This is a genomic window from Rhodococcus sp. MS16, assembly GCF_013277795.1.
Lineage (GTDB): Bacteria > Actinomycetota > Actinomycetes > Mycobacteriales > Mycobacteriaceae > Rhodococcus_F > Rhodococcus_F globerula.
In genome coordinates this window covers 1-25,217 of the sequence record NZ_VBTM01000001.1, presented here as the reverse complement: position 1 = coordinate 25,217, position 25,217 = coordinate 1, and the positions used below count along the sequence as shown (strand labels likewise).

General features: G+C 61.7%; 27 protein-coding genes. 14 read left to right on the top strand and 13 right to left on the bottom strand.

The features are described 5' to 3' along the window. Positions 1 to 33: 33 nt before the first annotated feature. The gene (locus FEZ60_RS00135; RefSeq protein WP_172935293.1) at positions 34 to 1,488 is read right to left on the bottom strand and encodes an MFS transporter; all 1,455 of its coding nucleotides are present in this window, start codon (positions 1,486 to 1,488) and stop codon (positions 34 to 36) included. Between the two features lie 125 nt (positions 1,489 to 1,613). On the opposite strand from FEZ60_RS00135, the gene FEZ60_RS00130 reads away from it, so the two are divergent. Both FEZ60_RS00130 and FEZ60_RS00125 read left to right on the top strand, forming a co-directional pair. After that, positions 1,614 to 2,201 carry an XRE family transcriptional regulator gene (locus tag FEZ60_RS00130; RefSeq protein ID WP_095886004.1) on the top strand — a complete coding sequence of 196 codons (588 nt, stop codon included), beginning with the start codon at positions 1,614 to 1,616 and terminating at the stop codon, positions 2,199 to 2,201. Between the two features lie 157 nt (positions 2,202 to 2,358). Next, positions 2,359 to 4,164, top strand: coding sequence for an alkyl sulfatase dimerization domain-containing protein (locus FEZ60_RS00125; protein ID WP_141486059.1), 1,806 nt, complete (start codon positions 2,359 to 2,361; stop codon positions 4,162 to 4,164). Positions 4,165 to 4,231: 67 nt separating this feature from the next. Here the strand turns inward: FEZ60_RS00125 and katG are convergent, their stop codons facing one another. The 3 genes from katG to FEZ60_RS00110 form a co-directional block, all read right to left on the bottom strand. Next, positions 4,232 to 6,457: a catalase/peroxidase HPI gene (gene katG, locus FEZ60_RS00120; protein ID WP_116103912.1), complete on the bottom strand. Its 2,226-nt coding sequence runs from the start codon at positions 6,455 to 6,457 to the stop codon at positions 4,232 to 4,234. Between the two features lie 36 nt (positions 6,458 to 6,493). Continuing rightward, positions 6,494 to 6,937, bottom strand: coding sequence for a Fur family transcriptional regulator (locus FEZ60_RS00115; protein WP_033235028.1), 444 nt, complete (start codon positions 6,935 to 6,937; stop codon positions 6,494 to 6,496). A 210-nt stretch (positions 6,938 to 7,147) separates the two neighbouring features. Continuing rightward, positions 7,148 to 7,777 carry a TetR/AcrR family transcriptional regulator gene (locus FEZ60_RS00110; RefSeq protein ID WP_257012975.1) on the bottom strand — a complete coding sequence of 210 codons (630 nt, stop codon included), beginning with the start codon at positions 7,775 to 7,777 and terminating at the stop codon, positions 7,148 to 7,150. Positions 7,778 to 7,876: 99 nt separating this feature from the next. Between FEZ60_RS00110 and FEZ60_RS00105 the strand changes: the two genes are divergently transcribed. Beyond that, on the top strand, positions 7,877 to 9,022 hold the full coding sequence (locus FEZ60_RS00105; RefSeq protein ID WP_172935292.1) for a hypothetical protein: 1,146 nt from the start codon (positions 7,877 to 7,879) through the stop codon (positions 9,020 to 9,022). After that, positions 9,015 to 10,046 carry a phosphotransferase family protein gene (locus FEZ60_RS00100; RefSeq protein WP_172935291.1) on the top strand — a complete coding sequence of 344 codons (1,032 nt, stop codon included), beginning with the start codon at positions 9,015 to 9,017 and terminating at the stop codon, positions 10,044 to 10,046. Before FEZ60_RS00105 ends, FEZ60_RS00100 begins: the two co-directional genes overlap by 8 nt. A 22-nt stretch (positions 10,047 to 10,068) precedes the next feature. Here the strand turns inward: FEZ60_RS00100 and FEZ60_RS00095 are convergent, their stop codons facing one another. From FEZ60_RS00095 to FEZ60_RS00080, 4 genes are read right to left on the bottom strand one after another with little or no spacing between them, the layout of a single operon-like run. Further along, on the bottom strand, positions 10,069 to 10,884 hold the full coding sequence (locus tag FEZ60_RS00095) for an enoyl-CoA hydratase-related protein (protein WP_172935290.1): 816 nt from the start codon (positions 10,882 to 10,884) through the stop codon (positions 10,069 to 10,071). Next, positions 10,881 to 11,894, bottom strand: coding sequence for a TIGR03617 family F420-dependent LLM class oxidoreductase (locus tag FEZ60_RS00090; RefSeq protein WP_172935289.1), 1,014 nt, complete (start codon positions 11,892 to 11,894; stop codon positions 10,881 to 10,883). The genes FEZ60_RS00095 and FEZ60_RS00090 overlap by 4 nt, the downstream gene beginning before the upstream one ends. After that, positions 11,891 to 12,505, bottom strand: coding sequence for a TetR/AcrR family transcriptional regulator (locus FEZ60_RS00085; protein WP_346343312.1), 615 nt, complete (start codon positions 12,503 to 12,505; stop codon positions 11,891 to 11,893). Before FEZ60_RS00085 ends, FEZ60_RS00090 begins: the two co-directional genes overlap by 4 nt. Positions 12,506 to 12,530: 25 nt before the next feature. Beyond that, positions 12,531 to 12,977, bottom strand: a complete 447-nt coding sequence (locus FEZ60_RS00080; RefSeq protein ID WP_045067240.1) for a PPOX class F420-dependent oxidoreductase — start codon at positions 12,975 to 12,977, stop codon at positions 12,531 to 12,533. Positions 12,978 to 13,129: 152 nt separating this feature from the next. On the opposite strand from FEZ60_RS00080, the gene ctaD reads away from it, so the two are divergent. The 3 genes from ctaD (at position 13,130) to FEZ60_RS00065 (ending at position 15,796) form a co-directional block, all read left to right on the top strand. After that, positions 13,130 to 14,860, top strand: a complete 1,731-nt coding sequence (gene ctaD / locus FEZ60_RS00075; protein WP_172935288.1) for a cytochrome c oxidase subunit I — start codon at positions 13,130 to 13,132, stop codon at positions 14,858 to 14,860. Between the two features lie 122 nt (positions 14,861 to 14,982). Continuing rightward, positions 14,983 to 15,387, top strand: a complete 405-nt coding sequence (locus tag FEZ60_RS32305; RefSeq protein WP_045067238.1) for a YtxH domain-containing protein — start codon at positions 14,983 to 14,985, stop codon at positions 15,385 to 15,387. 106 nt (positions 15,388 to 15,493) lie between these two features. Then, positions 15,494 to 15,796: a hypothetical protein gene (locus FEZ60_RS00065; protein ID WP_172935287.1), complete on the top strand. Its 303-nt coding sequence runs from the start codon at positions 15,494 to 15,496 to the stop codon at positions 15,794 to 15,796. A 139-nt stretch (positions 15,797 to 15,935) separates the two neighbouring features. On the opposite strand, the gene FEZ60_RS00060 is transcribed toward FEZ60_RS00065, so the two are convergent. Both FEZ60_RS00060 and FEZ60_RS00055 read right to left on the bottom strand, forming a co-directional pair. Continuing rightward, entirely contained in the window at positions 15,936 to 16,856 is a 921-nt protein-coding gene (locus FEZ60_RS00060; protein ID WP_033234948.1) for an NAD(P)-dependent oxidoreductase, read from the bottom strand. A gap of 118 nt (positions 16,857 to 16,974) precedes the next feature. Then, positions 16,975 to 17,730 (bottom strand): tryptophan-rich sensory protein, encoded by a 756-nt coding sequence (locus tag FEZ60_RS00055; protein ID WP_172935286.1) that lies wholly within the window; start codon positions 17,728 to 17,730, stop codon positions 16,975 to 16,977. Between the two features lie 94 nt (positions 17,731 to 17,824). Between FEZ60_RS00055 and FEZ60_RS00050 the strand changes: the two genes are divergently transcribed. The 4 genes from FEZ60_RS00050 to FEZ60_RS00035 all read left to right on the top strand — a co-directional run bounded on the left by FEZ60_RS00050 (position 17,825) and on the right by FEZ60_RS00035 (position 20,656). Further along, the gene (locus FEZ60_RS00050; RefSeq protein ID WP_172935285.1) at positions 17,825 to 18,628 is read left to right on the top strand and encodes a hypothetical protein; all 804 of its coding nucleotides are present in this window, start codon (positions 17,825 to 17,827) and stop codon (positions 18,626 to 18,628) included. A 197-nt stretch (positions 18,629 to 18,825) separates the two neighbouring features. After that, positions 18,826 to 19,242 carry a hypothetical protein gene (locus FEZ60_RS00045; RefSeq protein ID WP_172935284.1) on the top strand — a complete coding sequence of 139 codons (417 nt, stop codon included), beginning with the start codon at positions 18,826 to 18,828 and terminating at the stop codon, positions 19,240 to 19,242. A 99-nt stretch (positions 19,243 to 19,341) separates the two neighbouring features. Beyond that, entirely contained in the window at positions 19,342 to 19,722 is a 381-nt protein-coding gene (locus FEZ60_RS00040) for a hypothetical protein (protein WP_033234950.1), read from the top strand. 73 nt (positions 19,723 to 19,795) lie between these two features. Continuing rightward, the gene (locus FEZ60_RS00035; RefSeq protein ID WP_172935283.1) at positions 19,796 to 20,656 is read left to right on the top strand and encodes a PhzF family phenazine biosynthesis protein; all 861 of its coding nucleotides are present in this window, start codon (positions 19,796 to 19,798) and stop codon (positions 20,654 to 20,656) included. A 13-nt stretch (positions 20,657 to 20,669) separates the two neighbouring features. On the opposite strand, the gene FEZ60_RS00030 is transcribed toward FEZ60_RS00035, so the two are convergent. Next, entirely contained in the window at positions 20,670 to 22,184 is a 1,515-nt protein-coding gene (locus FEZ60_RS00030; RefSeq protein ID WP_172935599.1) for a cobyric acid synthase, read from the bottom strand. 2 nt (positions 22,185 to 22,186) lie between these two features. Further along, positions 22,187 to 23,044 (bottom strand): type I methionyl aminopeptidase, encoded by an 858-nt coding sequence (gene map / locus FEZ60_RS00025; RefSeq protein ID WP_033234952.1) that lies wholly within the window; start codon positions 23,042 to 23,044, stop codon positions 22,187 to 22,189. Here map and FEZ60_RS00020 point away from each other — a divergent pair. Genes FEZ60_RS00020 through FEZ60_RS00010 form a run of 3 tightly spaced genes read left to right on the top strand, consistent with a single transcriptional unit; the run spans position 23,043 to position 24,075 of the window. Then, positions 23,043 to 23,387, top strand: coding sequence for a hypothetical protein (locus FEZ60_RS00020; protein WP_172935282.1), 345 nt, complete (start codon positions 23,043 to 23,045; stop codon positions 23,385 to 23,387). The genes map and FEZ60_RS00020 overlap by 2 nt on opposite strands. A gap of 14 nt (positions 23,388 to 23,401) precedes the next feature. Next, positions 23,402 to 23,752, top strand: a complete 351-nt coding sequence (locus tag FEZ60_RS00015) for an SMR family transporter (RefSeq protein ID WP_095887787.1) — start codon at positions 23,402 to 23,404, stop codon at positions 23,750 to 23,752. Then, positions 23,749 to 24,075 carry an SMR family transporter gene (locus tag FEZ60_RS00010; RefSeq protein WP_084702742.1) on the top strand — a complete coding sequence of 109 codons (327 nt, stop codon included), beginning with the start codon at positions 23,749 to 23,751 and terminating at the stop codon, positions 24,073 to 24,075. Before FEZ60_RS00015 ends, FEZ60_RS00010 begins: the two co-directional genes overlap by 4 nt. Here the strand turns inward: FEZ60_RS00010 and FEZ60_RS00005 are convergent. Next, positions 23,959 to 25,217 (bottom strand): thioesterase domain-containing protein (locus FEZ60_RS00005; RefSeq protein WP_242484356.1); only part of this gene is annotated, 1,259 nt, incomplete at its 5' end. The two genes, FEZ60_RS00010 and FEZ60_RS00005, sit on opposite strands and share 117 nt — an antisense overlap.

Genomic DNA, 25,217 nt, shown 5'->3' with positions numbered 1-25,217 from the left:
GTTCGGTTACGACGATCGGTTACACCCCCATCTCTATCGGGCGGGCGGGGTAGTTGGAATCACCCGTGCTGGGTGAACCGATGCTGACTGAGCCAATGTCGGCTGAGCCGATGCACACGCGATGACAAGAACCACCAACCCGCACGCGACAACGAGCATCCACCCCGCGTGTGACGCCTGCGCGACGTCCGAATCGACAGTGTTCGCGACAAAGCCACCGGCCAGTGCGACGCCGAGAGCAGCGCCGAACTGTCTTGCACTGGATGTGATTCCACCAGCGAGTCCAGCTTGCGATTGAGGCAGTCCGCTGACAGCAGTGTTGGTGATGGGGGCATTCGAGAAACCGAACCCGATACCGAGAAACAGGTAGGCGACAAGCACAGTCGGAAGACCGGTGTTGTTGTCGAGCGATACGAGACACAGGCCACCCAACGCGGTGAAGCCGCCGGCGATCAGCAGCGGTAACCGCGGCCCGACGCGTCCGACCAGAATCCCCGACAACGGTGCGCACACGGTTGCTGCAACAGCCATCGGGAGAATGACGACGCCCGCGGTGGCCGGGGTCATGCCACGCGCTTGTTGCAGGTAGAGCGTGCCGAGCAGCAGCGTCGCGTTCAATGCCACGAACACCACAACTGCGCCGAGAACCGCCGCAGAAAACGGTCTGTGCCGAAACAGTGCAAGGTCGACGAGTGGTTCGGCTTTCCTCGATTCGACAGCAATGAACGAAGCCAGAGCGAGCGCGACTGCGATGTAACCGACCACAGCACCGGGTGACGTCCATCCGATTCGTGGGCCCTCGATGAGCAGCCCCACCGCACCGCCCACAACAGCGACCAACAGTATTTGTCCCGGCAGGTCGAGCCTTCTCGCCTGCGGAGCGCGCGATTCCGGCACGAACACAGCAGTCAACACCAGAACAATCACGATCACCGGGACGTTGACCCAGAACACGGAGCGCCAACCGAAGCTCTCGATGAGCACTCCACCGACGATCGGCCCGACGGCCATACTCAGACCGAAGACCGCGGCCCACACGCCGATCGCCTTGGCTCGCTCCTTCGGGTCGGTCATCACGTTGACCACGATTGCGAGCGCGACCGGACTCAACATCGAACCGCCAACGCCCTGTGCAATTCTCGCGGCGATCAGCACGCCTACTGACGGCGCAAGTGCGCACGCTATCGACGCGACTCCGAACACGACCAGTCCGATCTGGAAAACGCGTCTACGGCCGAACCTGTCGGCCAGGGCTCCGGACGAGATCAGCAAGCTCGCCAGTACGAGTGTGTATGCGTTGACGACCCATTCGAGACCACGGATGCCGACGTGGAAACTTGCCCCGATCGTCGGCAGCGCGACATTGACGATGGTCGTGTCCAATCCGACCACGAACAAACTCGTGCAGCAGATTGCCAGGACGCCCCACCGCCGTCGGGCATGCATTCCGATCGCCTGCGGTCTGTCGATTCCGCTCGAAGGTTTCATGGTTGGACTCCCTCTGTACTGATGCTGTTGTGCTGATGCTGTGCCGTGGTCGCCTGTCGAAAGGATCGTCGCAACCGGGCCTGCGAACTCGGTAGGAAATTTGCGGAAACTGCAAAGATGAGCACATGGATACCGAACTGGAGAAGATGCTCAGCGCTATCGGACCGAGATTGCGGGCACTTCGTCGCGATCGCGACATGACCCTCGAAGCTCTGTCCGACGCCACCGGTATCTCCGTCAGCGCACTGTCACGACTCGAGTCGGGCAAGCGTCGTCCTACCCTCGATTTGCTTGTGCCTCTTGCCCGAACCCACCGTGTGGCACTGGACCAACTGGTTGGGGCGCCCGCCACCGGGGACCCCAGAGTTCACCTCACACCGAGTCGCCGCCGAAATGGGAGCGCTGTAGTGCCGTTGACGCGCTACCCGGGCCGGGTTCAGGTCTTCAAGCAGGTGATCGGGCCTCGCCCGCCGAAACTCGTCACACATGCCGGATACGAGTGGCTTTACGTTCTCGCCGGCGACCTACGCCTGATTCTCGGCGAGCATGAGGTTGTCCTCCGGCCAGGAGAAGTCGCGGAGTTCGACACCGCGGAGCCCCATTGGTTCGGCCCGGCAGATGACCAGGTTGTCGAGATCCTGCACCTGTTCGGCCCCAGCGGCGACAAGGCCCGCGTGCGCACGAACTCGAAAACTATTGCCGCACAAAAGTGAGACCTCCGACTGATCTGCCTGCGACGGCGAGTCGGCACGAGGCGTTCGGTCGCGTTCGGTGCCACTCGATTCACCCGCCGCGGATGATGCGCCGAGCCGTGCGGAATTCGACCATGTGAGGACGTGATCATCGACTCTTCGAGGGAGCTGCATCGATATGGCGCTGGATTACTCCGACCGCACGGATTTCGACAACGCCGAGCGGGGCTTCATCGCCACGCTCGAACCGCTTACCATCAAGAACGCCGACGGACGGATTGTTTTCGATCTGTCCGGCTACAGCTATCTCGACGAACCGTGCCCGGACACAGTTCATCCGAGCCTGTTTCGTCAGGCGCAGCTCTGCGTCAAGAACGGACTCTTCGAGGTCACCGACGGGATCTATCAGATCCGCGGGTTCGATATTTCCAATATGACGATCGTCGAGGGCGATACCGGCGTCATCGTGATCGACCCGATGATCTCCGCCGAGTGCGCTGCCGCAGGTCTTGCGCTCTACCGCGAGCACCGCGGTGACCGTCCGGTCACCGGCTTGATCTATACCCATTCACACGCAGACCATTTCGGCGGCGTGATGGGAGTTCTGCCGGACGGCGCCGGCGACGTGCCGATCATCGCGCCCGAAGGATTTCTCGAACACGCGGTATCGGAAAACGTCTATGCGGGAACGGCAATGAACCGTCGCGCGAACTACCAGTATGGCTACACATTGGACGTCGGACCAGAGGGCCAAGCCAGTCTCGGACTGGGCATTCAGACATCCGGTGGATCGGTGGGTCTGATCCCCCCAACTGTCGACATCACCCGTACCGGGCAGGAGGAAACCGTCGACGGAGTGCGGATCGTCTTCCAGATCACGCCGGGCACCGAAGCACCGTCGGAGATGAATTTCCACTTTCCGGGCAGCCGCGCTTTGTGCGTCGCCGAAAATGCCACGCACAACCTGCACAACATCCTCACACTTCGCGGCGCGCTGGTACGTGACCCACGCATCTGGTCCCACTACCTCGACGAGGCTGTCGAATTGTTCGCGCCGGATTCCGACGTCGTGTTCGCGTCACACCATTGGCCAACATGGGGATCCGAGAACATCGTGCAGTTCCTGACCGAACAGCGGGACATGTACGCGTACTTGCACGATCAGACGTTGCGGATGGTCAACATCGGACTCACCGGCAGCGAAATCGCCGAGGCGATCACGCTTCCCGCGTCGCTCGACGACGCCTGGCACGTGCGCGGTTACTACGGATCGGTCAGTCACAACGTCAAAGCGATCTACCAGCGATACATGGGCTGGTTCGACGGTCATCCCAGCTCACTCTGGCAGCACCCGCCCGAGCAGTTGGCGGCCCGATACGTCGACGTGATCGGTGGCGTACCGGCAGTGCTCGACAAGGCGCGCGGCTACATCGATGCCGGTGACACGCGGTTCGCGGCCGAACTGCTCAAGCACGCGGTATTTGCCGAACCAGACAACACAGAAGCGAGAAACGCTCTCGCAGATCTCTACACCACGCTCGGCTACGGCGCCGAAAATCCGACCTGGCGCGGTTTCTACCTCACCGGAGCGAAGGAACTGCGAGGCGAAATCACCCCACCACCCATCGATCTCGGCACCGGAATGGCAGCGGCACTGACGGTGGAGCAACTCTTCGACACACTCGCCATCCGCGTCAACGGGCCCCGCGCCGGGGGTGAAAAGCTCTGCATCGAGTGGATTTTCACCGATCTCGACACAAAAGTCCGCATGACTCTCTCCAATGGCGCGCTGATACAGACACCCAACCCGCGGACCAAGGCAACCGCCGATCTCACCCTCACGTTGACCAAAGCCCAGTTGCTCGGGTTGCTGGCCGGCGGCGGACTGGACGGTATCGAGCATTCCGGCGACCCGGCGACGATACAGCGGCTCCTCGGGCTACTCGACAGTCCCGATCCGGCATTTGCGATTGTGACTCCCTGAACGAATACGTAAGGCCCACCCGGCAATTGATTGCCAGGTGGGCCTTACGTATTCAGCAGGGCGGCGATCAGTCGAGGTCGAACCGATCGAGTTCCATCACCTTGGTCCACGCGCTCGCGAAGTCCTCCACGAACTTCTGCTGTGCGTCCGCACTTGCGTACACCTCTGCGAGAGCACGCAGTTCCGAGTTCGATCCGAAGACAAGATCGACGGCAGTGGCAGAGTATTTGACGTCACCGGTGGCCCGGTCACGACCCTCGTAGACGTTCTCCGACGACGTAGACGGCTTCCACTCCGTGCCCATGTCGAGGAGATTGACGAAGAAGTCGTTGGTCAACGTCTGCGGCCGATCGGTCAGCACACCGTGGGCGGTACCCCCGACGTTGGCGTTCAGCCCGCGAAGGCCGCCGACCAGCACCGTCATCTCCGGTGGGGTCAACGTCAACATGTATGCCCGATCGACAAGCAGGATTTCGGCCGGAATCTTCTCCCCGCCGCGCAGGTAGTTCCTGAATCCGTCTGCCCGGGGTTCGAGAACCGCAAAGGACTCCACGTCCGTCTGTTCCTGCGACGCGTCCGCCCGACCGGGGGTGAACGAGACAGAGACTTCGTGGCCGGCGTCCTTGGCGGCCTTCTCGACCGCCGCGGTTCCCGCCAGAACAATCAGATCGGCAAGCGAGACCTTCGCTCCGCCGGACTGGGAATTGAAGTCCTGCTGGATCTGCTCGAGTGCACTCAATACCGTCGACAACTCGGCGGGACTGTTTGCCTCCCAACTCTTCTGCGGCTCGAGGCGAATCCGGGCTCCGTTTGCGCCGCCGCGCATATCGGTGCCACGGAAACTCGCCGCCGACGCCCAGGCGGTAGACACCAACTGCGAGATCGACAGCCCGGACTCCAGTACCTTGCTCTTGAGGGCAGCGATATCCGCATCGCCGATCACCGGGGCAGCGGCGTTGGGAACAGGATCCTGCCACAGCTGCGGTTCCGGAATCCACGGACCGAGATAGCGAGTGACAGGTCCCATGTCGCGGTGCAGCAGCTTGTACCAGGCCTTGGCGAACTCCTCGGCAAATTCGTCCGGGTGATCGAGCCAACGGCGCGTGATCTTCTCGTATGCGGGATCGAGCCGCAGCGAAAGGTCGGTGGTCAGCATGGTCGGAGAACGCTTCACCGACGAATCGAACGGGTCCGGGATCGTGCCGGCACCGGCGCCGTCCTTGGGCGTCCACTGCCACGCGTCAGCGGGGCTCTTGGTCAGTTCCCACTCGTAGCCGTAGAGAATTTCCAGGAACGAGTTGTCCCACTGCGTCGGCGTATTCGTCCACACGACCTCGAGGCCGCTGGTGATCGCATCCTTCCCCACGCCAGTGCCGAAGGAACTCTTCCAGCCCAAGCCTTGCTGTTCGATCGGAGCGCCTTCGGGTTCGGGCCCGACGAGATCGGCGGGGCCGGCCCCGTGAGTCTTACCGAAGGTGTGTCCGCCGGCGATCAGCGCCGCCGTCTCGACGTCGTTCATCGCCATGCGCGCAAAGGTTTCGCGGATATCGCGGGCAGCGGCGACCGGATCGGGCTGCCCGTTCGGCCCCTCCGGGTTTACGTAGATCAAACCCATCTGCACCGCGCCGAGCGGACCGGACAGCTCACGGTCGCCGCTGTACCGCTCGTCTCCGAGCCACGAGTCCTCCGGGCCCCAGTACATTTCCTCCGGCTCCCAGATGTCCTCGCGACCGAACCCGAAGCCAAAGGTCTTGAACCCCATCGACTCCAAGGCGCAGTTGCCGGCAAAAACCAGAAGGTCGGCCCACGAGATCTGCTTGCCATATTTCTGTTTGACGGGCCACAGCAAGCGGCGAGCCTTGTCGAGGCTTGCGTTGTCCGGCCAACTGTTCAGCGGCGCAAACCGTTGTGCGCCTTGACCTCCACCGCCGCGGCCGTCCGCGATGCGGTAGGTACCCGCGGCGTGCCAACTCATCCGAATGAACAGCCCACCGTAGTGACCGTAGTCTGCGGGCCACCAGTCCTGCGACGTTGTCATCAAGTCGATGACGTCGCGCTTGAGAGCGTCGACGTCGAGTTTCGCGAACTCCGCCGCGTAATCGAAGTCCGAACCCAGAGGGTTGGATTTGGGCGAATGAACACGCAACACCGAAAGGTTTGGCTGGTTCGGCCACCAGTCCTGGTTTGTCATCGGGCGATGCGCCGTGGGCGTCGGAGCCGAGATCGCGGGATTTTCACTTTCGCTTCCCCCCTGCGACTTTCCTTCAGGGGCCATCGGGCAACTATCGGACACGTTAATCCCTCCATGAGCAAATAGATCCGACTCCGATCACGGGTGTGATCGCGAACTCTGTGATGCCGCGCAGTCGGGGCACATCCCCCAGAAGACAACTTCGACTTCGACGAACTCGAAACCGTCGTAATCCGGTGGCGTCAGACAAGGTGCCTCGCCAACTGCGCAGTCGACGTCCGACACCGTCCGGCACGATCGGCAGACGACGTGATGATGGTTGTCACCAACCCTCAACTCGTAGAGAGCCACTGAACCGGAAGGCTGAATCCGCCGCACGATTCCCACTGAGGTCAACGCATGCAGTACGTCGTACACCGCTTGGCGAGACACTCCCGGTAGAACCGCCCGAACAGCATCGAAAATCGAATCCGTCGGGGCATGTGGACGCGCATGCAGCGCTTCGAGCACCGCAACCCGTGGTCGGGTCACACGGAGCTCTGCGTCACGCAGTTGTGCTGGAAAGTCCGGCGTCGAGGACACCCCACTACTATGACGCGGATTTCTGGACTGATCCAAGACTTTCGCGAAAATAGTTGGAATTGACGCCAACCGAATGGTTTCGAGCTCGAATTGATTCCGGATTGTTGCCACAGACGTCTCGGTGGCCGTTATCCTCCGGCGCAGTATCCGAGCGGAACCAACGGGCCGACCGACGCGCAGGGTCGAATCCCTTACCTAGCCTGAATGCAATTACTCCTCGTTGATATCGCTGCGAGTAGAGGTGATCAGCAGCGCCAATGATGCGGCGGTTCGGGTGCAGAAAGCGTCGGCGTCGGTGAGTCCACTGGTGAGTCCGCGGACAATCGTGGCCGCAACGAGGAAATCGAAGGCGACATCGGTGGCGGCGGCAACGTCCGCCTCGGACCGCTCCGGGTACTCGGCGCGCACCCGCTCGAGGAGTGCCAGTCGGGCGGGATACTCGGAACTGAGAACCAGTCGCTGGTAAGCGCCTTCCTCTTGTTGATATGCAGAGAGTAAGCCCGGAATGGCTGCGCGAGTTGCCGGTTCCGCCACTTGCGTGAGGAACCATCGCGTCCAGATCAGTAGGTCCTCGCGCAAATTCGAGGTAGTCGCGGGCAATGCACCATTCTGCATGCCGAAGACCGCTTCTTCGATAATCGATTCGCGAGTTGCCCAGCGCCGATAGATCGCTGCCGTACCCAAGTTTGCTCGTCGGGCGATCGCCGTGATGGTGGTTTTCTGGTAGCCGAGCTCTACGAGCAATTCCCGGGTGGCGGCGAGAACGGCCAGGTCCACCTGAGGATCGCGGGGCCTCCCCACGCCAGCGGTACCGGTTCGACGATCTCTGCGTTCATCCACATCCGCGGACATTACCGGAGATATATTTGCCGAAAACTATTACGTTGCGATGCGCTCCGTAATAGATTGAAGGCATCCATCCACCACGAAGGGCCCGCAGTGATCACTCCGCACGACGAACTGCTCATCCACCAACTACCCACGACACTCGACCACGTCTCGCAAAGCGACCTGCGTTGGACCGAACGCATCGTGATGTACGGGTTCGACAAAACCGGCGAGGTCTCCGTCATGACCGGCCTGGCCAAATACCCGAACCGCAACGTCCTCGACGCCTACGCGATGGTCACACGCAAGGGCGAGGAGGCTCGTGTAGTTCGTCTGTCGACCGAACTGAACCCGCAGACCGGCGCCCTTGCGGCCTGGAACGTCGGGCCGTACACCTACGAGATCGTCGAACCGCTGCGCAAGGTTCGCTCGACCGTCGAGTCGAACGAGCACGGACTGAGCCTGCAACTCGATTTCTCCGGCGACTTTCCGGTCTACGAGCAGACGGCAGCATTCCACCGGACGCGCGGCCGGGTCCGCGAGGACGCCCGTCGCTTCTACCAGAACGGCACGATCACCGGCTGGATCGAGATCGACGGCGAGCGCATCGAGATCGATCCCGACAACTGGTGGTTCGGCCGTGACCACTCGTGGGGCGTTCGCCACGGCGGCGGGGGCGGCAGCCTGTCGGAGGGCGCGAACCTGCAGCCTTCGGAGGTTCCGGAGGGAGTCCTGTACTACATGGGGATCTTCCAATTCGACGACGAGGTAGTGCATTTCGCGCAGCGCGAGACGAGCACGGGAGCGCGTTGGCAGTTCGAGGGCGAAGTGCTCTTCCCGATCGACAGCGGCAAGGACCCATTACCCATCATCGACGTCGAACACGACCTGAAGTTCCGTGACGATCTGCGCGTCGTGAAATCCGGTACCTTCACCGTGCATCGCGCCGACCGAACCACCGACGTCATCGAAGTGAATCCGGTGTGCGATTTCTGGCCGGGACTCGCCGGTTACGACGAATACCGCGGCTACGCCTCGGGCATGTACCGCGGCAAGGACTTCAGCGACAGCTTCACAGTGGACATCACCAACCTCGAAGAGATCCGCCACGTGAGCATGCTCAGCGAAACATTGTGCGAGGTTCGGATGGGTGACAAGATCGGGCACGGACTGGTCGAGATGGTTTTCATGGGTGTGAACCCCCGGTACGGGTACACGGACTGGTCGGCAAACCGGACGGACGCACACAATGACTGAACGTGTCGCCGCGCAGGCTCTAGCATCGACCCTGGAACCCGTTGTTCGCGAACAGATTCCAGGCGCACAGGAAGCGAAGATCGTCGCCTGGCAACGCACCGAGCGCGGGTTCTCCACCGAGACCTACCTGTTCGAGCTGGAAGGGTCCGAAAATTCGGGGGCGGGCTTCGTGTTCCGACGCCCACCCGAGATCTCCCTGTTTCCCGACTACGACCTACGACGCCAGTATTTGGTGTCGAAGCGACTTGCCGGTACCGATCTGCCTGTCCCCCGGATGCTCTGGATAGACAACGACGACAATGCTCTCGGCGGGCCGTACTACGTCATGGAACGCATCGGAAATGCCGAGGCTCCCAGCGATTTTCCGTCGTATCACACCGCCGGAAACTACTTTGAAGCCGACGAGCAGAGTCGGGCGCGGATGTGGTGGGGCTGCGTCGAGACGATGGCCCAGATCCATCAACTCGACCCCGGCGAGCTTCGCCTCGACTTTCTCTCCATGCCGAGGTTCGGGGACAAACCGATCGAGCAGGCCGTGAACTATCTCGACTGGGCCGTGCGTTGGGCAGCGCCGAGTCTGTCGCCGGTAATGGAGAAGGCACTGTCGTGGCTCCGCGCGAATATCTACGAGCCCGAACATGTCACGTTGTGTTGGGGCGATGCGCGCATGTCGAATATTCTGTACAGCCCGGACCATTCCGTTGCCGGTGTACTCGACTGGGAAATGGCGTATCTGGGTGATCACGAAGCCGACCTGGCGTGGATGCTGTTCCTCGACTGGGCCTGCAGCGAGTTCGAGGGTCACCCATCTCTGCCTGGCACACCGACCCGGGAGCAGACGATCGCCCGCTACGAGGAACTGACAGGATGGCCGGTCCGGAACCTGTTGTTCAACGAGGTGCTCGCTGCGGTGCTGTTATCGGTTCCGCTACTGCGACTGTCCACGCACCTACAACTCGGTGAACACGCGGACATCACCGCATTCTGTAGCCGCCGCCTCGAACAGTTGTTGGCACACGCCTAGCGCGGCCTGACCCCACACTGAGTCATTGCGGAGCAATCTCCTGCCAGTCGGTTGACAGCCGTGAGACCCAGTGTGGGTCACGCCGTTCCAGGTAGGCGCGAACCCCCTCGGACGAGTCGGGCTCACCCATCACACGCAAGTGCAACTCTGTCTCGAGGTCCGCTACCCGCTCGGGACCGTAGCCGTGTCTGGCCGACTGCCACAGTAGACGTTTGGACAGCGCAACCGACATGGGGGCAACGTTCACCGCGATATCCCGAGCGATGTCCAGGGCGGCGGGCAACACGTCGTCTGCGGGCAGGCAACGGCTCGCGAGTCCCAGCCGAACAGCCTCCGCACCGTCAAATGTGCGACCGGTCAACAGGATATCGGCAGCAACCGCCATACCGGCGATATGCGGAACGGTCCAATGTGACATCGCGTCGGGCAACACTCCCCGGCGAACCTGCGGAATCGCATACTTGGCATCCGTGGCAAAAATCCGGATGTCTGTTTGCATCGCGATAGTCAGTCCGATACCTATCGCGTGTCCGTTCACCGCCGCGATCACGGGCTTACGCAAATCGAAGGCCGGTGGGTTGATCGGCGATGCCGAAAAGCCGTCACCGACAGGCGCATCGAACGTGTCCGCGCCTCCCTCTAGATCTGCGCCCGCACAGAATGCCGGCGGCGCACCGGTCAGCACGATGGCACGAACGTCGTCATCGGCGTCAAGATTCCGGTACGCCTCACCCAGTGCTCGACCCATCGCCCCGGTGAACGCGTTGCGCCGCTCCGGCCGGTCAAGGGTGACTACGGCTACGCCGGCGTCCACCTCCACCAGCACCCCGCTTGTCATCGCATTTTCCCGAGCGCCGAAATCATCTCCGCAACATGGGAATCAGATACCGAGTATCCAGGAAAGTAGCAGCACACGCGCTCAGCGTGGTCGCCGAATCGCGCGATGATCTTTGCCGCACATTCCTCGGGGGTGCCCACCACTGCAAGCGTGTTCATCATGTTTCGATCGATCAGGTCCGTCATGGCAGCAAACTCGCGCCGCTTGGAGAGCGAGTTGAGTTCGGGCTGAACATCTTCCCAGCCGTCGACCTCCAACACCGGCCGATACGCCGGCGTGGAACCATAGAACCCGAGCAGACTCCGGACCCCGCGCTCGGCGTCGGCGAGTTCGTCTGCGGTGCGCCCGACACCAACCAGCACCTGCGGGTAGATCGCAAGATCCGCCCTGGTACGCCCGCCGAGTTCGAGCCCCTCCTCGATCGCGGGCATGGTCCGCTCGCGAAAATGACGGGCACTGTTGAAGGGCATGACCAGCAACCCGTCTGCCACTTCCGCAGCAGCCCGAGTCATCAAGGGCCCCAACGCCCCCAGACAGATTTCCGGCGGACCGTACGGATTAGGTCCAGGATCGAACGTTGGTGGCATGAGCGTGTGCTGGGTGAACTCGCCCACGAAATCCAGGGGCGAACGCTCTTCCCACGCAGTGAAGATCGCTTTGATCGCAAGTACTGCTTCCCGCATTCGTGCGGCTGGCCGCGACCACTCGCTACCGTAGCGTCGCTCGATATGGGGACGGATCTGCGAACCCAAACCGAGCCGGAATCGACCGCGGCTCAATGCCTGTATGTCGTTCGCAACATGTGCGAGGTGCAACGGACTGCGGGGCAACGCGATCGCCACATTGGTCATGAGGTCCGCCTCGACCACACCTGACGCTGCGACGAGCGGGACAAAAACGTCGTGTGCGCCCTCGAACGTGAAAAGACCGTCGGCGCCCAGCGCTACAAGTTCCTTCGCGCGCGCTGCCGAGTCTTCGGGACGTGAATCCAACTGGAGATCGATCTTCATTCGTGCCCTGCTTTCAGACCGATCGTCTCGCTTGCATGCACTGCCAACACGAACAGCGAACCTGCAAGTGAATCGACGAAACGGTCCTCGTCCTCGGCGCCACGCGTGAGACCACGCATAGTGGTGGCGCCCGAGAGTAGGTCGAACAGGAACGTCGCGTCGACGTCGACCGGGATTTCTCCCCGAGCAGCGGCGTCGTCCAACATCTCTTGAAAGGCTTTGCGAACCGGAGCGCCGATGGCCAGCAAACGCTGCCGGGCGTCCTCACTTTGAGGGTCCGCGAGCAGTCCCGGAACACCGGCCCTGGCCGCAGGTCGCGCGGCTCGAACCAGGAAGATCCGCACCCACGTCGCGAGGTCTGTTCGGAGATCTCCGGACACCTCGGGCAACGGATGGCCTCCGGTCCCGTGCACTGCTTCTTCGATCAATGCTTCGCGAGTCGGCCATCGGCGGTAGATAGCCGGCGTATTCACTTCGGCCGACCGGGCGATGGCGGCAATCGTCGTCTGCTGGTAGCCAACTTCGGCCAGGAGGCGGCGCGCTGCAACCAGCACAGCTTGGTCCTTGCCCGGGTCGCGCGGCCGGCCGGCGCGTGGTGTCTCCGAATTCACCATTACATAGTAGCTCGTAACGTTATTAACCGGTGCCCGACATGCCGTACACATGATCTGCTCGCACACTCAGGATCTGGCGGCGTTCCGCCACCATCGCGCGGCGGTAGTCCTCCCAGTCGGGATGCTCATTGCCACTGATGTCTCGATAGAGATCAACCAGCGCGTCGACCACCTCGTCGTGTGGATCGGAAGCTGATGGAGTCAACTTCGCAATGCCTTCGATCACTGCATAGCTCCAGAAATCCGGAGCACTCACATGCAGTGACACCCGCGGGTCACGCTCGGCATTTTTGCTCTTGACGCGGTCCGCCGTAATCGAGATCGATGCCGTTCGCGACTCGGAATCCCAGCGGTAAATGATGTTGGACAGCTGCGGCCTGCCGTCCCGCTTGATTGTTGCCAAAACACCCTGTTTCCCATTGGCAACAAGCTCGAAGAGTGCGTCCCGGACTTCCGTATCGTCGCTCATAGCCCGGACAACGACGCAGGAATGGATATTGTTCCGCACCGGGATCCGCCGAGAATCCACACCATCCGAGATAGTTCAGCGCTGTTTCGCCAGCTTCAAGTACGGGTAACAACTCTTGCAGTCGCGCTTCCATACGTGCGATGGGAGACCTGATGACCGCAGTACCAGTCCGCGCCCTCGTAGGCCGACGGCCGTATCCCCCACGCCGCCTGCGGAAGGGCCAGGCGCTTCTTGACACGTTGACGACCACAGATCCGAAGAAACTCGGCTTGATGTATCTGTTCACGTCGTTCGCCTACTTCTTGATCGGCGGCGTGATGGCGTTGATGATGCGTGCCGAGACAGCTGTTCCAGGAATGCAGTTCCTGTCCAACGAGCAGTACAACCAACTGTTCACCATGCATGGCACCATCATGCTTCTGCTGTACGCGACCCCGATCGTCTTCGGCTTCGCGAACTACATACTGCCGCTGCAGATCGGAGCACCTGACGTCGCGTTTCCCCGATTGAACGCCCTCAGTTACTGGCTCTACCTGTTCGGCGCGATTACTACGATCAGTGGGTTCGTCACCCCTGGCGGCGCGGCCGATTTCGGTTGGACTGCGTACGCGCCGTTGTCCACCGACACGTTCTCACCCGGCGCCGGAGCCAACCTCTGGATTACCGGTCTTACATTGGCCGGAGTCGGAACCATTCTCGGAGCGGTCAACATGATCACCACCGTGATCTGCCTCCGCGCGCCGGGAATGACGATGTTCCGCATGCCGATCTTCACCTGGAACATCTTCATCACGTCGATACTGATCCTGATCGCCTTTCCGATCCTGACTGCAGCCCTGATGGCACTCCTCGCCGACCGAAACCTCGGCGCACACGTCTACGACGCGAGCAACGGCGGTGCCGTCCTGTGGCAGCATTTGTTCTGGTTCTTCGGCCACCCCGAGGTCTATATCGTGGCCCTCCCCTTCTTCGGCATCATTTCGGAGATATTGCCGGTCTTCAGCCGCAAACCGATCTTCGGCTACAACGGTCTGGTCTACGCCACTCTCGCCATTGCGGCGCTGTCCATCGCCGTCTGGGCACACCACATGTTTGCCACCGGCGCCGTTCTATTGCCCTTCTTCTCCTTCATGACCTTCCTGATCGCGGTGCCCACCGGAGTCAAGTTCTTCAACTGGATCGGCACAATGTGGAAGGGACAGTTGACTTTCGAGTCACCCATGCTGTTTTCCCTCGGCTTCTTGGTCACGTTTCTGTTCGGCGGATTGACTGGCATCATCCTCGCGAGCCCACCACTCGACTTCCACGTCACGGACAGCTATTTTGTCGTCGCGCACTTCCACTACGTTCTGTTCGGCACAATCGTGTTCGCGACGTTTGCCGGCATTTACTTCTGGTTCCCGAAGATGACCGGCCGGATGCTGGACGACCGGCTCGGCGTCTGGCATTTCTGGACCACGTTTGTCGGATTCCACGGCACATTCCTTGTGCAGCACTGGCTGGGCGCAGAAGGAATGCCGCGCAGATACGCCGACTACCTACCTTCCGACGGGTTCACGATGCTGAATTCCGTGTCCACGCTCTTCGCGTTCGTTCTCGGTGCATCCACGTTGCCGTTCGTGTGGAACGTCTTCAAGAGCTACCGATATGGCGAAGTGGTCACGGTCGACGATCCGTGGGGATTCGGAAACTCGCTCGAGTGGGCAACCAGTTGTCCCCCGCCCCGGCACAATTTCACCGAACTTCCCAGAATTCGATCAGAACGCCCCGCGTTCGAACTTCACTACCCACACATGGTCGACCGGATGCGCGCCGAAGCTCACATCACCAGCGATGGCCACTCCGCGCGCGCAATTTCCTTGGAAGACAACGCTGATCGTTAAGACGCTCCGTCATACCGCCGCTCGCGCGGTTAGCAGGCTTGTTGACGGGTATTCGTGGGTGGACGAGCGATCAGTGACAACTCGTCCACCTCGTTCCATGCCGGACGACACCAGGAGACGTCATGCAGAAAGCACTGATCTTCATAGCGGGCGCCGCTGCGGGATTCGTCGTGGGCACCAGATCCGGACGACAAACCTACGAAAAGATGAGGGACCAGTCCCTCGAACTGTGGCACAACCCGACTGTCCAGGAAAAAGTGAGCGAAGTGGCGGAAACCGTCAAGGAGAAGGCACCGCAGGTGCAACACAAGGTCGGCGACCTTGCCAAAAAAGCTAGCCACCACAACGCCGAGACAAGCACTGCGAGCGGTCCAGCCATCGGAGAAACACCCGATGAGGTTGCGACCCCAACTCCGACAGCGGAAGGCAACTCGCCCGGCACCCCGGCCCCGCCAGACGATGCCGCACCAAGCGATTCCGGCCAGGGGCACACCAGCCGCAACCAAAACCCGGATCCGAAAGCCTGACCTGACAGAGGCGTTGGTTGCGGGACAACGGAAATCGCGTGCACCCGAGCCGAACATCCGTCACCTCAATGCAACTGTCGGGTGAACCTCGACCTACAGTTGTCGGATGTCTGTGAATATCGATGTCCGTTTTGGTGTGAATGGCCTCACGCCGGCAGACGCCGACGCGATCTACACATTGTTCGAGCAGGTAGTTGAGGAAAATCGGCTCGAACGTGAGGTGGTCATCTCACGGCGAGAAAATCCCGAAGGGACCCGTGACGTGCACGTCGTGTCACAGCATCCCGTAATTTTCAGCGGTTTCTACAAGTGGCGTCCCACCTTCGAGAAGTCGTTGCAGCTTCGCGTCGCGGAGGCGGTTCCGCCCGCGAAGGTTGTGTTCGACTGGAACTACCCTGACGAGGACTGAAGACGAGGATCGCGGTAGCGGCGCGTAGCGCGGCCGCAAGCCGCGGCCTGGCTCGCTGGGCCGGCCGGCCCGCTGTCCACTGGCGTGGGCTTGGCGACACACCGAAACAGGATCACCAAAAGGACAGCGGGCCACGACGTCAGCGTGCGTCGACGGCTTCCTTCACTGTCTCGTGCATCTCGGTAAGTGCTCGCGCACAGTCGTTCCGGGTGTAACCGAGGAGCGCGGTGTCGGCGTCAGACGGCTCGTAGGAGATGACGTTGCCGCGCCCCTGGACGATGAAGCTGTCCGGAAGGATGGGGTGCTCCTCATTGCGTTCGCCGATCTCCCGGTCGCCGCCTGCCGCAGCAACCAGCAACTGGAAATACTGCTGGTAGGTGAGATTCTGGTCGCCGATCAGATATGCCTTGCCGGATTCCGCGTGTTGCAGCGCGCCCCAGATCGCTTCCGCCAAAGACCGCACCGACATGAAATTGGTGCCGCCGGCCGGAGCGAAATCAGGAATCTGTGCCTCGTTGCCCGCAGCCCACGAGAACATCTTGCGGTAACGCTTGGCAGACGTTCCACTGATGACGCCGAGAATTGAGGGCGGGTTCAGCGTCGAGACATTGAAGGTCTCGTCGGCCAACGCCCGTGCTCCTTCGTCGGCAGCCTTTCGCGCAGCGATGTACGGCATCGTCTCTGCCAATTCGGGACGCAGATGGTGGTAGTAGCTTCCCACCTGGACGAACCGGGCAACACCAGCCTCTTTGGCCAGGGCCGCGAACCGCGGCACCCCACCGGACTGTGTCTTCTCCCAGAATTCCGCCTCGTCGACGCCGCGGCCCATGTGTCGCACGTCCTGACCGGCGGCAAAGACGATCGCGTCGAACGGTGCCAGTTGATCCGCTGTGAAAGTTTGTTCCGTGTAGTCACCGAGCAGGACCGGGAAATCTCGCACAGGCGAGTCATCGGCGAGTGGATTACGCGCCGCGACGGTGACGTCGTTTCCCATGTCGCGAAGGTGAAGTGCCGTGTGGGCACCGATCATGCCAGTTCCGCCAACAATCAGGATCTTCACAGAATGCCTCTTCTTTACGTAGAGAATTACTTCAAGGTGGAGAAATACTTCGATTCATGAATCTAGGTAAACCGGAATCGCTTCGGGATGACTTCTCTCACCAACCGGGATCAAAAATTCATTTCGCCGGGTGCGCGCCGGTCAGCTCGAGCCTGACGCCGGCGGTATAGACACCGACCAGCAGGGCGGCAAGCACTGCCGAGATACCGACTGCCGTGTTCGCCACTTCGCCGCCCAGTCGGCCCTGCGCCACCCACGCCAGTCCCCACACAATGCCGATCGACGGCGCGATCGCGCCGCGCGAACCGGTCGCAAGGCCAACTCCGACCATGGCAGCGATGGCGAGAACAATGACTGCCCACGTCGTCGCGGCACTCGTGATACCCAGATCGACGAGCCAGGCGGTGACGTTGGCAATGGTTGCGACGCACACCCAGCCGAGATACAGACCCATGGTGCCGTCCGTGATCACCGCGTCGATCCCGTTCTCCGGGCGCTGTCGCTGAAGCAGCACGAACACTCGCGCAAGCACGGCCAGCAGACTCGCGATAATCACGACGCTCAGCCACAACAATCCGGCCTGCACCGAGAGAATCCAGGCAGCATTGAGGAGCATCGACACCGCTATCGCGGGACGCAAGGCCTCGTGACGCACAGTTCTGCCCGGCAGGAACTGCCAGATCGCGTATGCGAGAAATCCGCCGTAGACAACCGACCAGATCGAGAACGCAGTCCCGGCCGGTGCCACCAGCGTTGACGTAGCGCTCAGTGCACCTCCTGCTGCCTCCGCGATAGGCGTGCCGATCCAGGCTCCCGAACCGATGAACGATCCGACTACTGCGATCACGGCGCTGACAACAACGACGAGTTTCATAACCTGACCCATACCGGATGTATGCCCAGCGAGTCCGAGTACGACTCCCGTTGGCGATCGCGGTGCCACGGCGTTCCCGGTGTAACAATGATGTGTGGACTTCGACAGCACAGCCGACGAACTCTACGCACTCGACCCGTCCGAATTCATCGGCGCGCGACGCGCCGCAGTCGCGCGCGCCAAGGAGTTGGGCGATACGACGCTGGCGAAAAATCTGAATGCCCTGCGCAAACCCACGACAACGGGATGGGCTCTCAACCTTCTCGTTCGGGTCGAGCCGGAAAGCGTCGATCGTTTGCTCGAACTCGGGGCAGCACTGCGATCCGCACAACAGGCCCTACGCGCTGGAGAGTTGCGGTCTCTGGCTTCCCGGCGAGCGGCCGTCATCTCAGCGCTGACCGACCGCGCCGCGTCGGCGGCACAAGATCGTGGCCGCCCGCTGTCGGAGACAGTGATGCGCGAGATCGGGCAGTCACTGTCGGCGGCGCTCTCCGAACCCGATATCGGCGCCGATCTACGTCGCGGCCGGATGCTGGGCTCAGTGTCGTACAGCGGCTTCGGCCCTGCCGCGCTCGCATCGGTACCTGAACCGACCGCACCGGCGCCTTCCGACGCCGAGCCGAAAGGACAGCCGACTGAGGCCGCGCGAAAACAAGCCCAGGCTCGCGTCAGCGAGGCGGAAACTGCTGCACATCAGGCTACTTCGGAACTCGACTCGGCTACTGCGAGGGTGAACGAGGCGGCGCAGAAGGTCTCCGATCTCCGAGAGGCTTTGTCACAGGCCGAGCAGGAGTCCCGATTTGCCGAGTCCGCTCGGCGCACCGCCGAGGAAGCCGCGGAGCGGGCGGCGACGAAGCTGACGCAGGCCAGGGATCTTGCTGCCGAGTTCGACACCTGATATTTCCCACGTCCGACCCATCCGCATTCGATCCGGCTACGAATGCACTACAGACGGCATCTGGCCTGTCCCTGCCGAATCGTTTCGACGGGAGGCCACTGGAAAGAGCACCTTTTGATGCGCGCACTGGTAGTCATCAGGACGGTCCGCCGCCGCTGCTTCCTGACACGACACCGCAACGCATCGTAGGAGCACTCATGGTTGTCGACGAGTTTTTCCCCTTACCTTCACTTTCCGTGGCCGCCACCGCTGATCAGCTCCATATCCTGCGAGCTCTCGTCCGGTCGAGGGGCAGACACCACGATCTTGCAGCCGACGCTGTCGCAGACCTCGTTCTCGCGGTCGACGAAGCAGCGAGCACTCTTCTGCGCCACACGCCTACCTGCAGCACTCTCACCTGCACCGTCGGAGCCGACCCTGGCAGCGTGTCGGTGATCCTCACCGGGACGACGTCGGCAATGGTCGACACCAGCACAACCTCATTCAGTTGGTTCGTTCTGCAAACGCTGGTGGACAGCGTCGCTCTGGAGCAGTGTCCGTCCGCAGTCGCAGGCCCTACCCAGATGTGGGCTGTGACCGTCACCATGGACATGACACTGAAGGCTGACCCCTGATTCCATCCACGGACGACGAGCGTCCAGCTGGAGTCCTCAGCACAAACAGACGGTATGTGCGACGGAGGTAGGACAACGGATTGTGGGTACACAGAGATCATGACGCCAATCCCCACTGCGCGATTGCTCCCTCAAGCTCTCGGTGTCCTGACCGCCGCCTACAGCGCCGCCCTCGTCCTCTCACCGAGAATTCTTGCGAAGCCGTGCAAACTCACCAAGGCTGACGGCAGCATCGCACCGGAAGTAGCGACCGTGATCAGGGCGGTTGGAGCGCGCGATGTCGCGAGCGGACTTCTGCTGGCCATGGCACCGTACGGGCCGGCGCGTCGCGGCGCTGTCGCGTTCCGAGCCGCAGCCGATCTCGGTGACGCCGCAATCTTCGGATCGACGCTGCCCGGAACCGCAACGCGGCTCAAGGTCGCTGGATTCGCGGCCACCTGGGGCTTGCTGTGCGCCTACAGCTGGCGCTACGCGGGCTGATCGAAACGCTCGCAGTCCAGTTCCGACCATCCGGCCATTTGTTGCCGGCACGTCCACGAGGGACGATAGTTTCATGGCCATCACACCCGATATCCTTCGATATACCGCATTCAGCTCCGATCCCGCGGGCGGCAATCCCGCAGGAGTGTTGCTGGACGCACGGGGGCTGAGCGACGCGGAGTTGCAGGCCATCGCGACGGACATCGGATACGCGGAGACTGCATTTGTCACCAAGCCTGGATCCGAGGAAGACAAGCAACACAACGTTATTCGATACTTTTCCCCTATTGCGGAAATTCCGTTTTGCGGTCACGCCACCATTGCCACCGCGGTCGCGCTTACCGAACGCGACGGCGCAGGAACCTTCACGTTCGAGACATCCGTCGGGCCGGTGTCGATCACGACCACAACAGAGGCATCAGGCATTCTCGCAACGTTCACCAGCGTGGAACCTGCAGTATCGCCCATCGACCATGCCGTGCTCACTGCACTGCTCGGCCTCGTGGGCATCGACTCGTCAGCAATCGACACCAACTTTCCGCCGCAGCTGTCGTATGCCGGAAACACCCATCCGATTGTGGTTCTCAGTGACAAATCGACCTTCGACCAGTTCACCTTCGACCCCGCGGCAATGCGCACACTCATGGACGCACAAGGCTGGGCCGGAACCGTGACCTTCCTGCATCAATTGGACGCCAACACTTTCGAAGCCCGAAACCTCTTCCCGGTAGGCAACATCACCGAAGACCCGGCAACAGGATCTGCGGCGGCTTCCACCGGCGGATACCTGCGGGCACTCGATCCCGCTGACACTCCTCGGCGCATCACAATCCACCAGGGCAGACACGTCGGCCGGCCGAGCGTCCTACTCGTCGATATTCCGACACAGGGCGGCATGGCCGTGACGGGAACAGCTGTCCCGATCACCGCGTAACAATCAGCGCGCGTCAGACGCGATTCACGTGAGAGGTGATGACGGGCAATCCATTCGGCACTCCCCCGCCGATCAGTTCCTCGAGTGCGTCCTTATCCAGGTACTTCTCGACGAGGTCTGCAAGGAGGTCGAGTTGCTGTTCACGAACCGCAGCCACCGAGGTATCCGGCGCCACGACAAACCCCGCACCGGCAATGTCCGTCAGGAAGGTGCGGCGATAGGCGTCGCTTTCCAGAAGTCCATGCCAGTGGGTGCCGCGAACCGACCCTCGAACACTTCCTTCCGGCGAACCGTCGGCAGCGGTCAACAACGGAAGATCGTTGTTGCGGATCACCCGTCCATGATGAATCTCGTACCCGGACACCGGAATACCGTCGTAGTGACCGTCGACCTGAGCCAGCACTTTGTCCGAAGCGAATTTGATGTCGAGTTCGAGCAATCCGAGTCCGGCAGTAGTGCCCGATTCTGATTCGACGTCGTCGACGATGGATCTGCCCAACATCTGATAACCACCACAGATTCCCAGGATGGCTTGCCCGCGGCCTGCTCGAGCGATGATCTCGTCGGCCAGGCCCGTGCTGCGCAACCACTCGAGATCACTCACGGTGGACTTGCTGCCTGGAATCACCACGAGGTCTGCGTCGCGGATACGTGCCGGGTCGGTGACCCACGAAACCGCAACCCCCGGTTCGCAGGCGAGAGCTTCGACGTCCGTCGAATTGGAAATGCGCGGCAACCGAACTGCCGCGACCGTCAACCACGCCGAACCGACGGGCTGTCCGGGGCGACCCACCGGTGCATTACCGGTGACTCCCAGCGAATCCTCCGCGTCGAGCCACAGATCGTCGGCAAACGGGATGACACCCAGCGTCGGGCGTCCGGTCAGTTCGCGGAGTTGTTCGAGGCCGGGCTCGAGCAGCCCGACGTCACCACGGAATTTGTTGATCACAAAGCCGGCAATCAAGGCCTGATCACTCGGCGAGAGAACCGCGACCGTTCCGAACAGATGAGCCAGCACCCCACCGCGGTCGATGTCGCCGACCACGATTACCGGTATGGAAGCCGCTTCCGCCAATCCCATGTTCGCGAGATCGGTTGCCCGCAAATTGATTTCAGCCGGTGAACCGGCACCCTCACAAATCACGACGTCGAAGTCGCCGCGCAAAGACGCCAGATCCTCCGCGACGACGCCGCGCAGCCACGCACGGTGCTGCATGTAGTCCCGCGCACCGACAGTTGTCATCGCCTTGCCACGAACGACCAGCTGCGATGTCCGGTCACTTCCCGGCTTGAGCAGTACCGGGTTGAACCGCACACTCGGTTCGAGACCGCAGGCACGGGCTTGAAGTGCCTGAGCACGGCCGATCTCCCCGCCGTCGAGAGTGACGACGGAGTTGTTGGACATGTTCTGCGCCTTGAAGGGCGCGACGCGTACACCGCGACGCGCCAGCATCCGACACAACCCGGCGACAAGGACACTCTTGCCCGCGTCGGAGGTCGTACCCGCTACGAGCAGGGCACCGCGCAGGGTCAAGGCAGAGTCAGGATCTCGGCACCGGTGTCGGTGACAACCAGAGTGTGTTCGAACTGAGCCGTCCACTTGCGGTCCTTGGTGACCACGGTCCAGTCGTCTTCCCAGATTTCGTAGTCGATGCCGCCGAGGTTGATCATCGGTTCGATGGTGAAGACCATTCCGGGTTCGATGATCGTTTCGACGCCGGGCTCGTCGTAGTGCAGGATCACGAGGCCGTTGTGGAAGGTCTCGCCGATGCCGTGGCCCGTGAAATCACGCACTACGCCGTATCCGAATCGGTGAGCATAAGACTCGATGACTCGACCGATGACGTTGAGGGCGCGGCCCGGCTTGACGGCCTTGATCGCCCGCATCGTGGCTTCGTGGGTGCGCTCGACAAGAAGTCGATGCTCCTCGGATACATCACCGGCGAGGAAGGTGGCGTTGGTGTCGCCGTGCACGCCGCCGATGTATGCGGTGACGTCGATGTTGACGATGTCACCGTCCTGGATGACCGTGGAATCGGGGATTCCATGGCAGATCACCTCGTTCAGTGAGGTGCAGCAGGACTTGGGAAAGCTCTTGTAGCCCAACGTCGACGGGTACGCACCGTGATCAATCATGTACTCGTGAGCAATGCGGTCCAGCTCGTCAGTCGTGACGCCGGGTGCAACGGCCTTGCCCGCTTCCTGCAACGCCCGCGCGGCGATCTTGCTCGCGACGCGCATCGCCTCGATGGTCTCCGGCGTCTGGACCCAAGGCTCGTTGCCTTCCTTGGCTGTCGGCTTCCACGCGTACTCGGGCCGCTCGATCTTCGAGGGCACAGCAAGGACGGGTGAGACGGTTCCGGGGACCAACGGTGTACGCACAGACATGCCGAACAGCCTAGCCCCCGATCACGGCGCTAGCCGGACGCACTCCAGAGTTCCCGCGACTGCGGGCCAGCCCCTCCAGCACGGCAAGTCGTTGGCTGCACGATCCGCGTCCACGTCTGAGCGTCGCCGAAGCCGGTTGTGTGTCGTCGAGCCCATACACAGCTCGAATATTCCGTTGGACGACGGCGTGGGCCGCTGCCAGGTACTCGCTGTCGAGGAAACCTCCGCCGGACGGGGGCGAGGCGCGATCGATCACCGAGTCCATGCGCTGCACCCGGGAGTGACGCAGTCGAGAATCTGCGTCGCCGCAAGTTCTCCGTCGGAGCAGCGGCTACTGCTCTGACAGAATCACGGCTTGTGAAGAAATGGCTACTACTGATTGCCGCAATCGTGACCGAGGTCACCGCCACGCTCTCGTTGCGCGCAGCTCTCGATCACCCTGCCTGGTACGTAGTGGTCGCGGTGGGATACGTGGCAGCCTTCACCGCGCTGTCGTTCGTTCTCCGCGCAGGTATGGGACTTGGTGTTGCATACGGAATCTGGGGAGCGACCGGAGTTGTCCTGACCGCAATTCTCGCAACGCTTCTCTTCGGCGATCCCTTGACTGCGACGATGGGACTTGGCATTGCCTTGGTCATCGGTGGAGTCTTGTGTGTCGAACTCGGCTCGCAAGCAGCCGCCACTCGCGAATCGGGTGACCCCGCGTGACCTGGATATTTCTGATCGCGGCGATCCTGTCCGAGGTTTCCGCCACCCTGGCGCTGCGTATGGCGTCGCAAACTGGAAGCAACAAGAAGTGGTTCGTCGTGGTGGGCGCGGGCTATGTGGCCTCCTTCGCATTTCTGACACTCGCGCTCGACGCCGGCCTTGCCCTCGGAGTGGCGTACGGAATCTGGACGGCCTGCGGGGTGGCGCTAACTGCCCTCGCGTGCCGAATCCTGTTTCGCGAAGCCCTGACGAAGCTCATGGCGGCGGGAATTGCCCTGATTGCCGCCGGTGTTGTCCTCATCGAACTCGGCGCCGGTCACTAGGCCAACCGACGCCAGGTGGCGATTCAGGATCGGACCGATGACTGCCAAACCCGGAGGGCTCGTCATCTGCTCATGCGTCGTGGGGATCTTGTACTCGTGGATGTCGCCCACGATGTAGTCCTTCCAGTCCGCTGCCCCGATCGAGCCTTCGGGTCCGCCATTCCTTTCGGCTTCGCGCGATTCCACAGAGCTGAAGTAGAGAAGATCGGAGAGATCAAGGTTCGACGGGTGGTGCGCCACGGCATCATCGACCAGCTTGCAGTACTGCCGGTACAAAGTCCCGAGGTGATCGGCCGTCAGTGTCGAAAAGAATCCGCCCTTGCGGCGCAACAACTCCGCGACCTGATCGAATGTGGGGTCTTCCTCGAGCGCATCGAGAGAATCAACCTCGGCGAACTCGGCGACCAATCGCGCGACAGACGGCATCGGAGCGTCAACCTCCGTCATCAAGCGACTGTCCATCATCGCGAGCGTTGCAACGTCAGCACCGTCACGACGAAGCCTGGCCGCCATTGCATGTGCGATCTGGCCACCCACCGAGTATCCGAGCAGATGATAGGGCCCGTGTGGCTGCACGGATCGGATCTCACGGACGTAGCGGGCCGCGAGATCGTCGAGCGAATCGAAATGCACGGACGAATCTGTCAGTGCGGGTGATTGGATTCCGTAGATCGGGCGGTCACTGTCCACATACTGCACCAATCCACTGAAACACCACGCCAACCCGACCGCGGGATGGACACAAAAGAGCGGTTCACGATTCCCCGTGGCCCGCAGGGGAAGCATTACCCCGACCGCGTCGTTCGTCTCCGCTGTGCACGTCGCAATTCGGTGCGCCAACGTCGCGGGCGTCGACTCGGTGAAAATCCAGTGAACCGGCACTTCGGTCTCAATCGATTGATGCAATCGCGCAGCCACTGCGGTGGCTGTCAACGAATTGCCTCCGAGTGCAAAGAAATTGTCGTCGGCGCCCACTCGCGATATACCCAGTGCATCTGCAAACGCTGCGGCGACGGCGGCTTCCACGCCTTCTCGAGGCGGCCGATATTCTGCGCGCTGGGCTTCGAAGTCGGGTGTGGGCAATGCATCCCGGTCGATCTTCCCATTCGGAGTGACCGGCAACTCGTCAACCACCACCACCG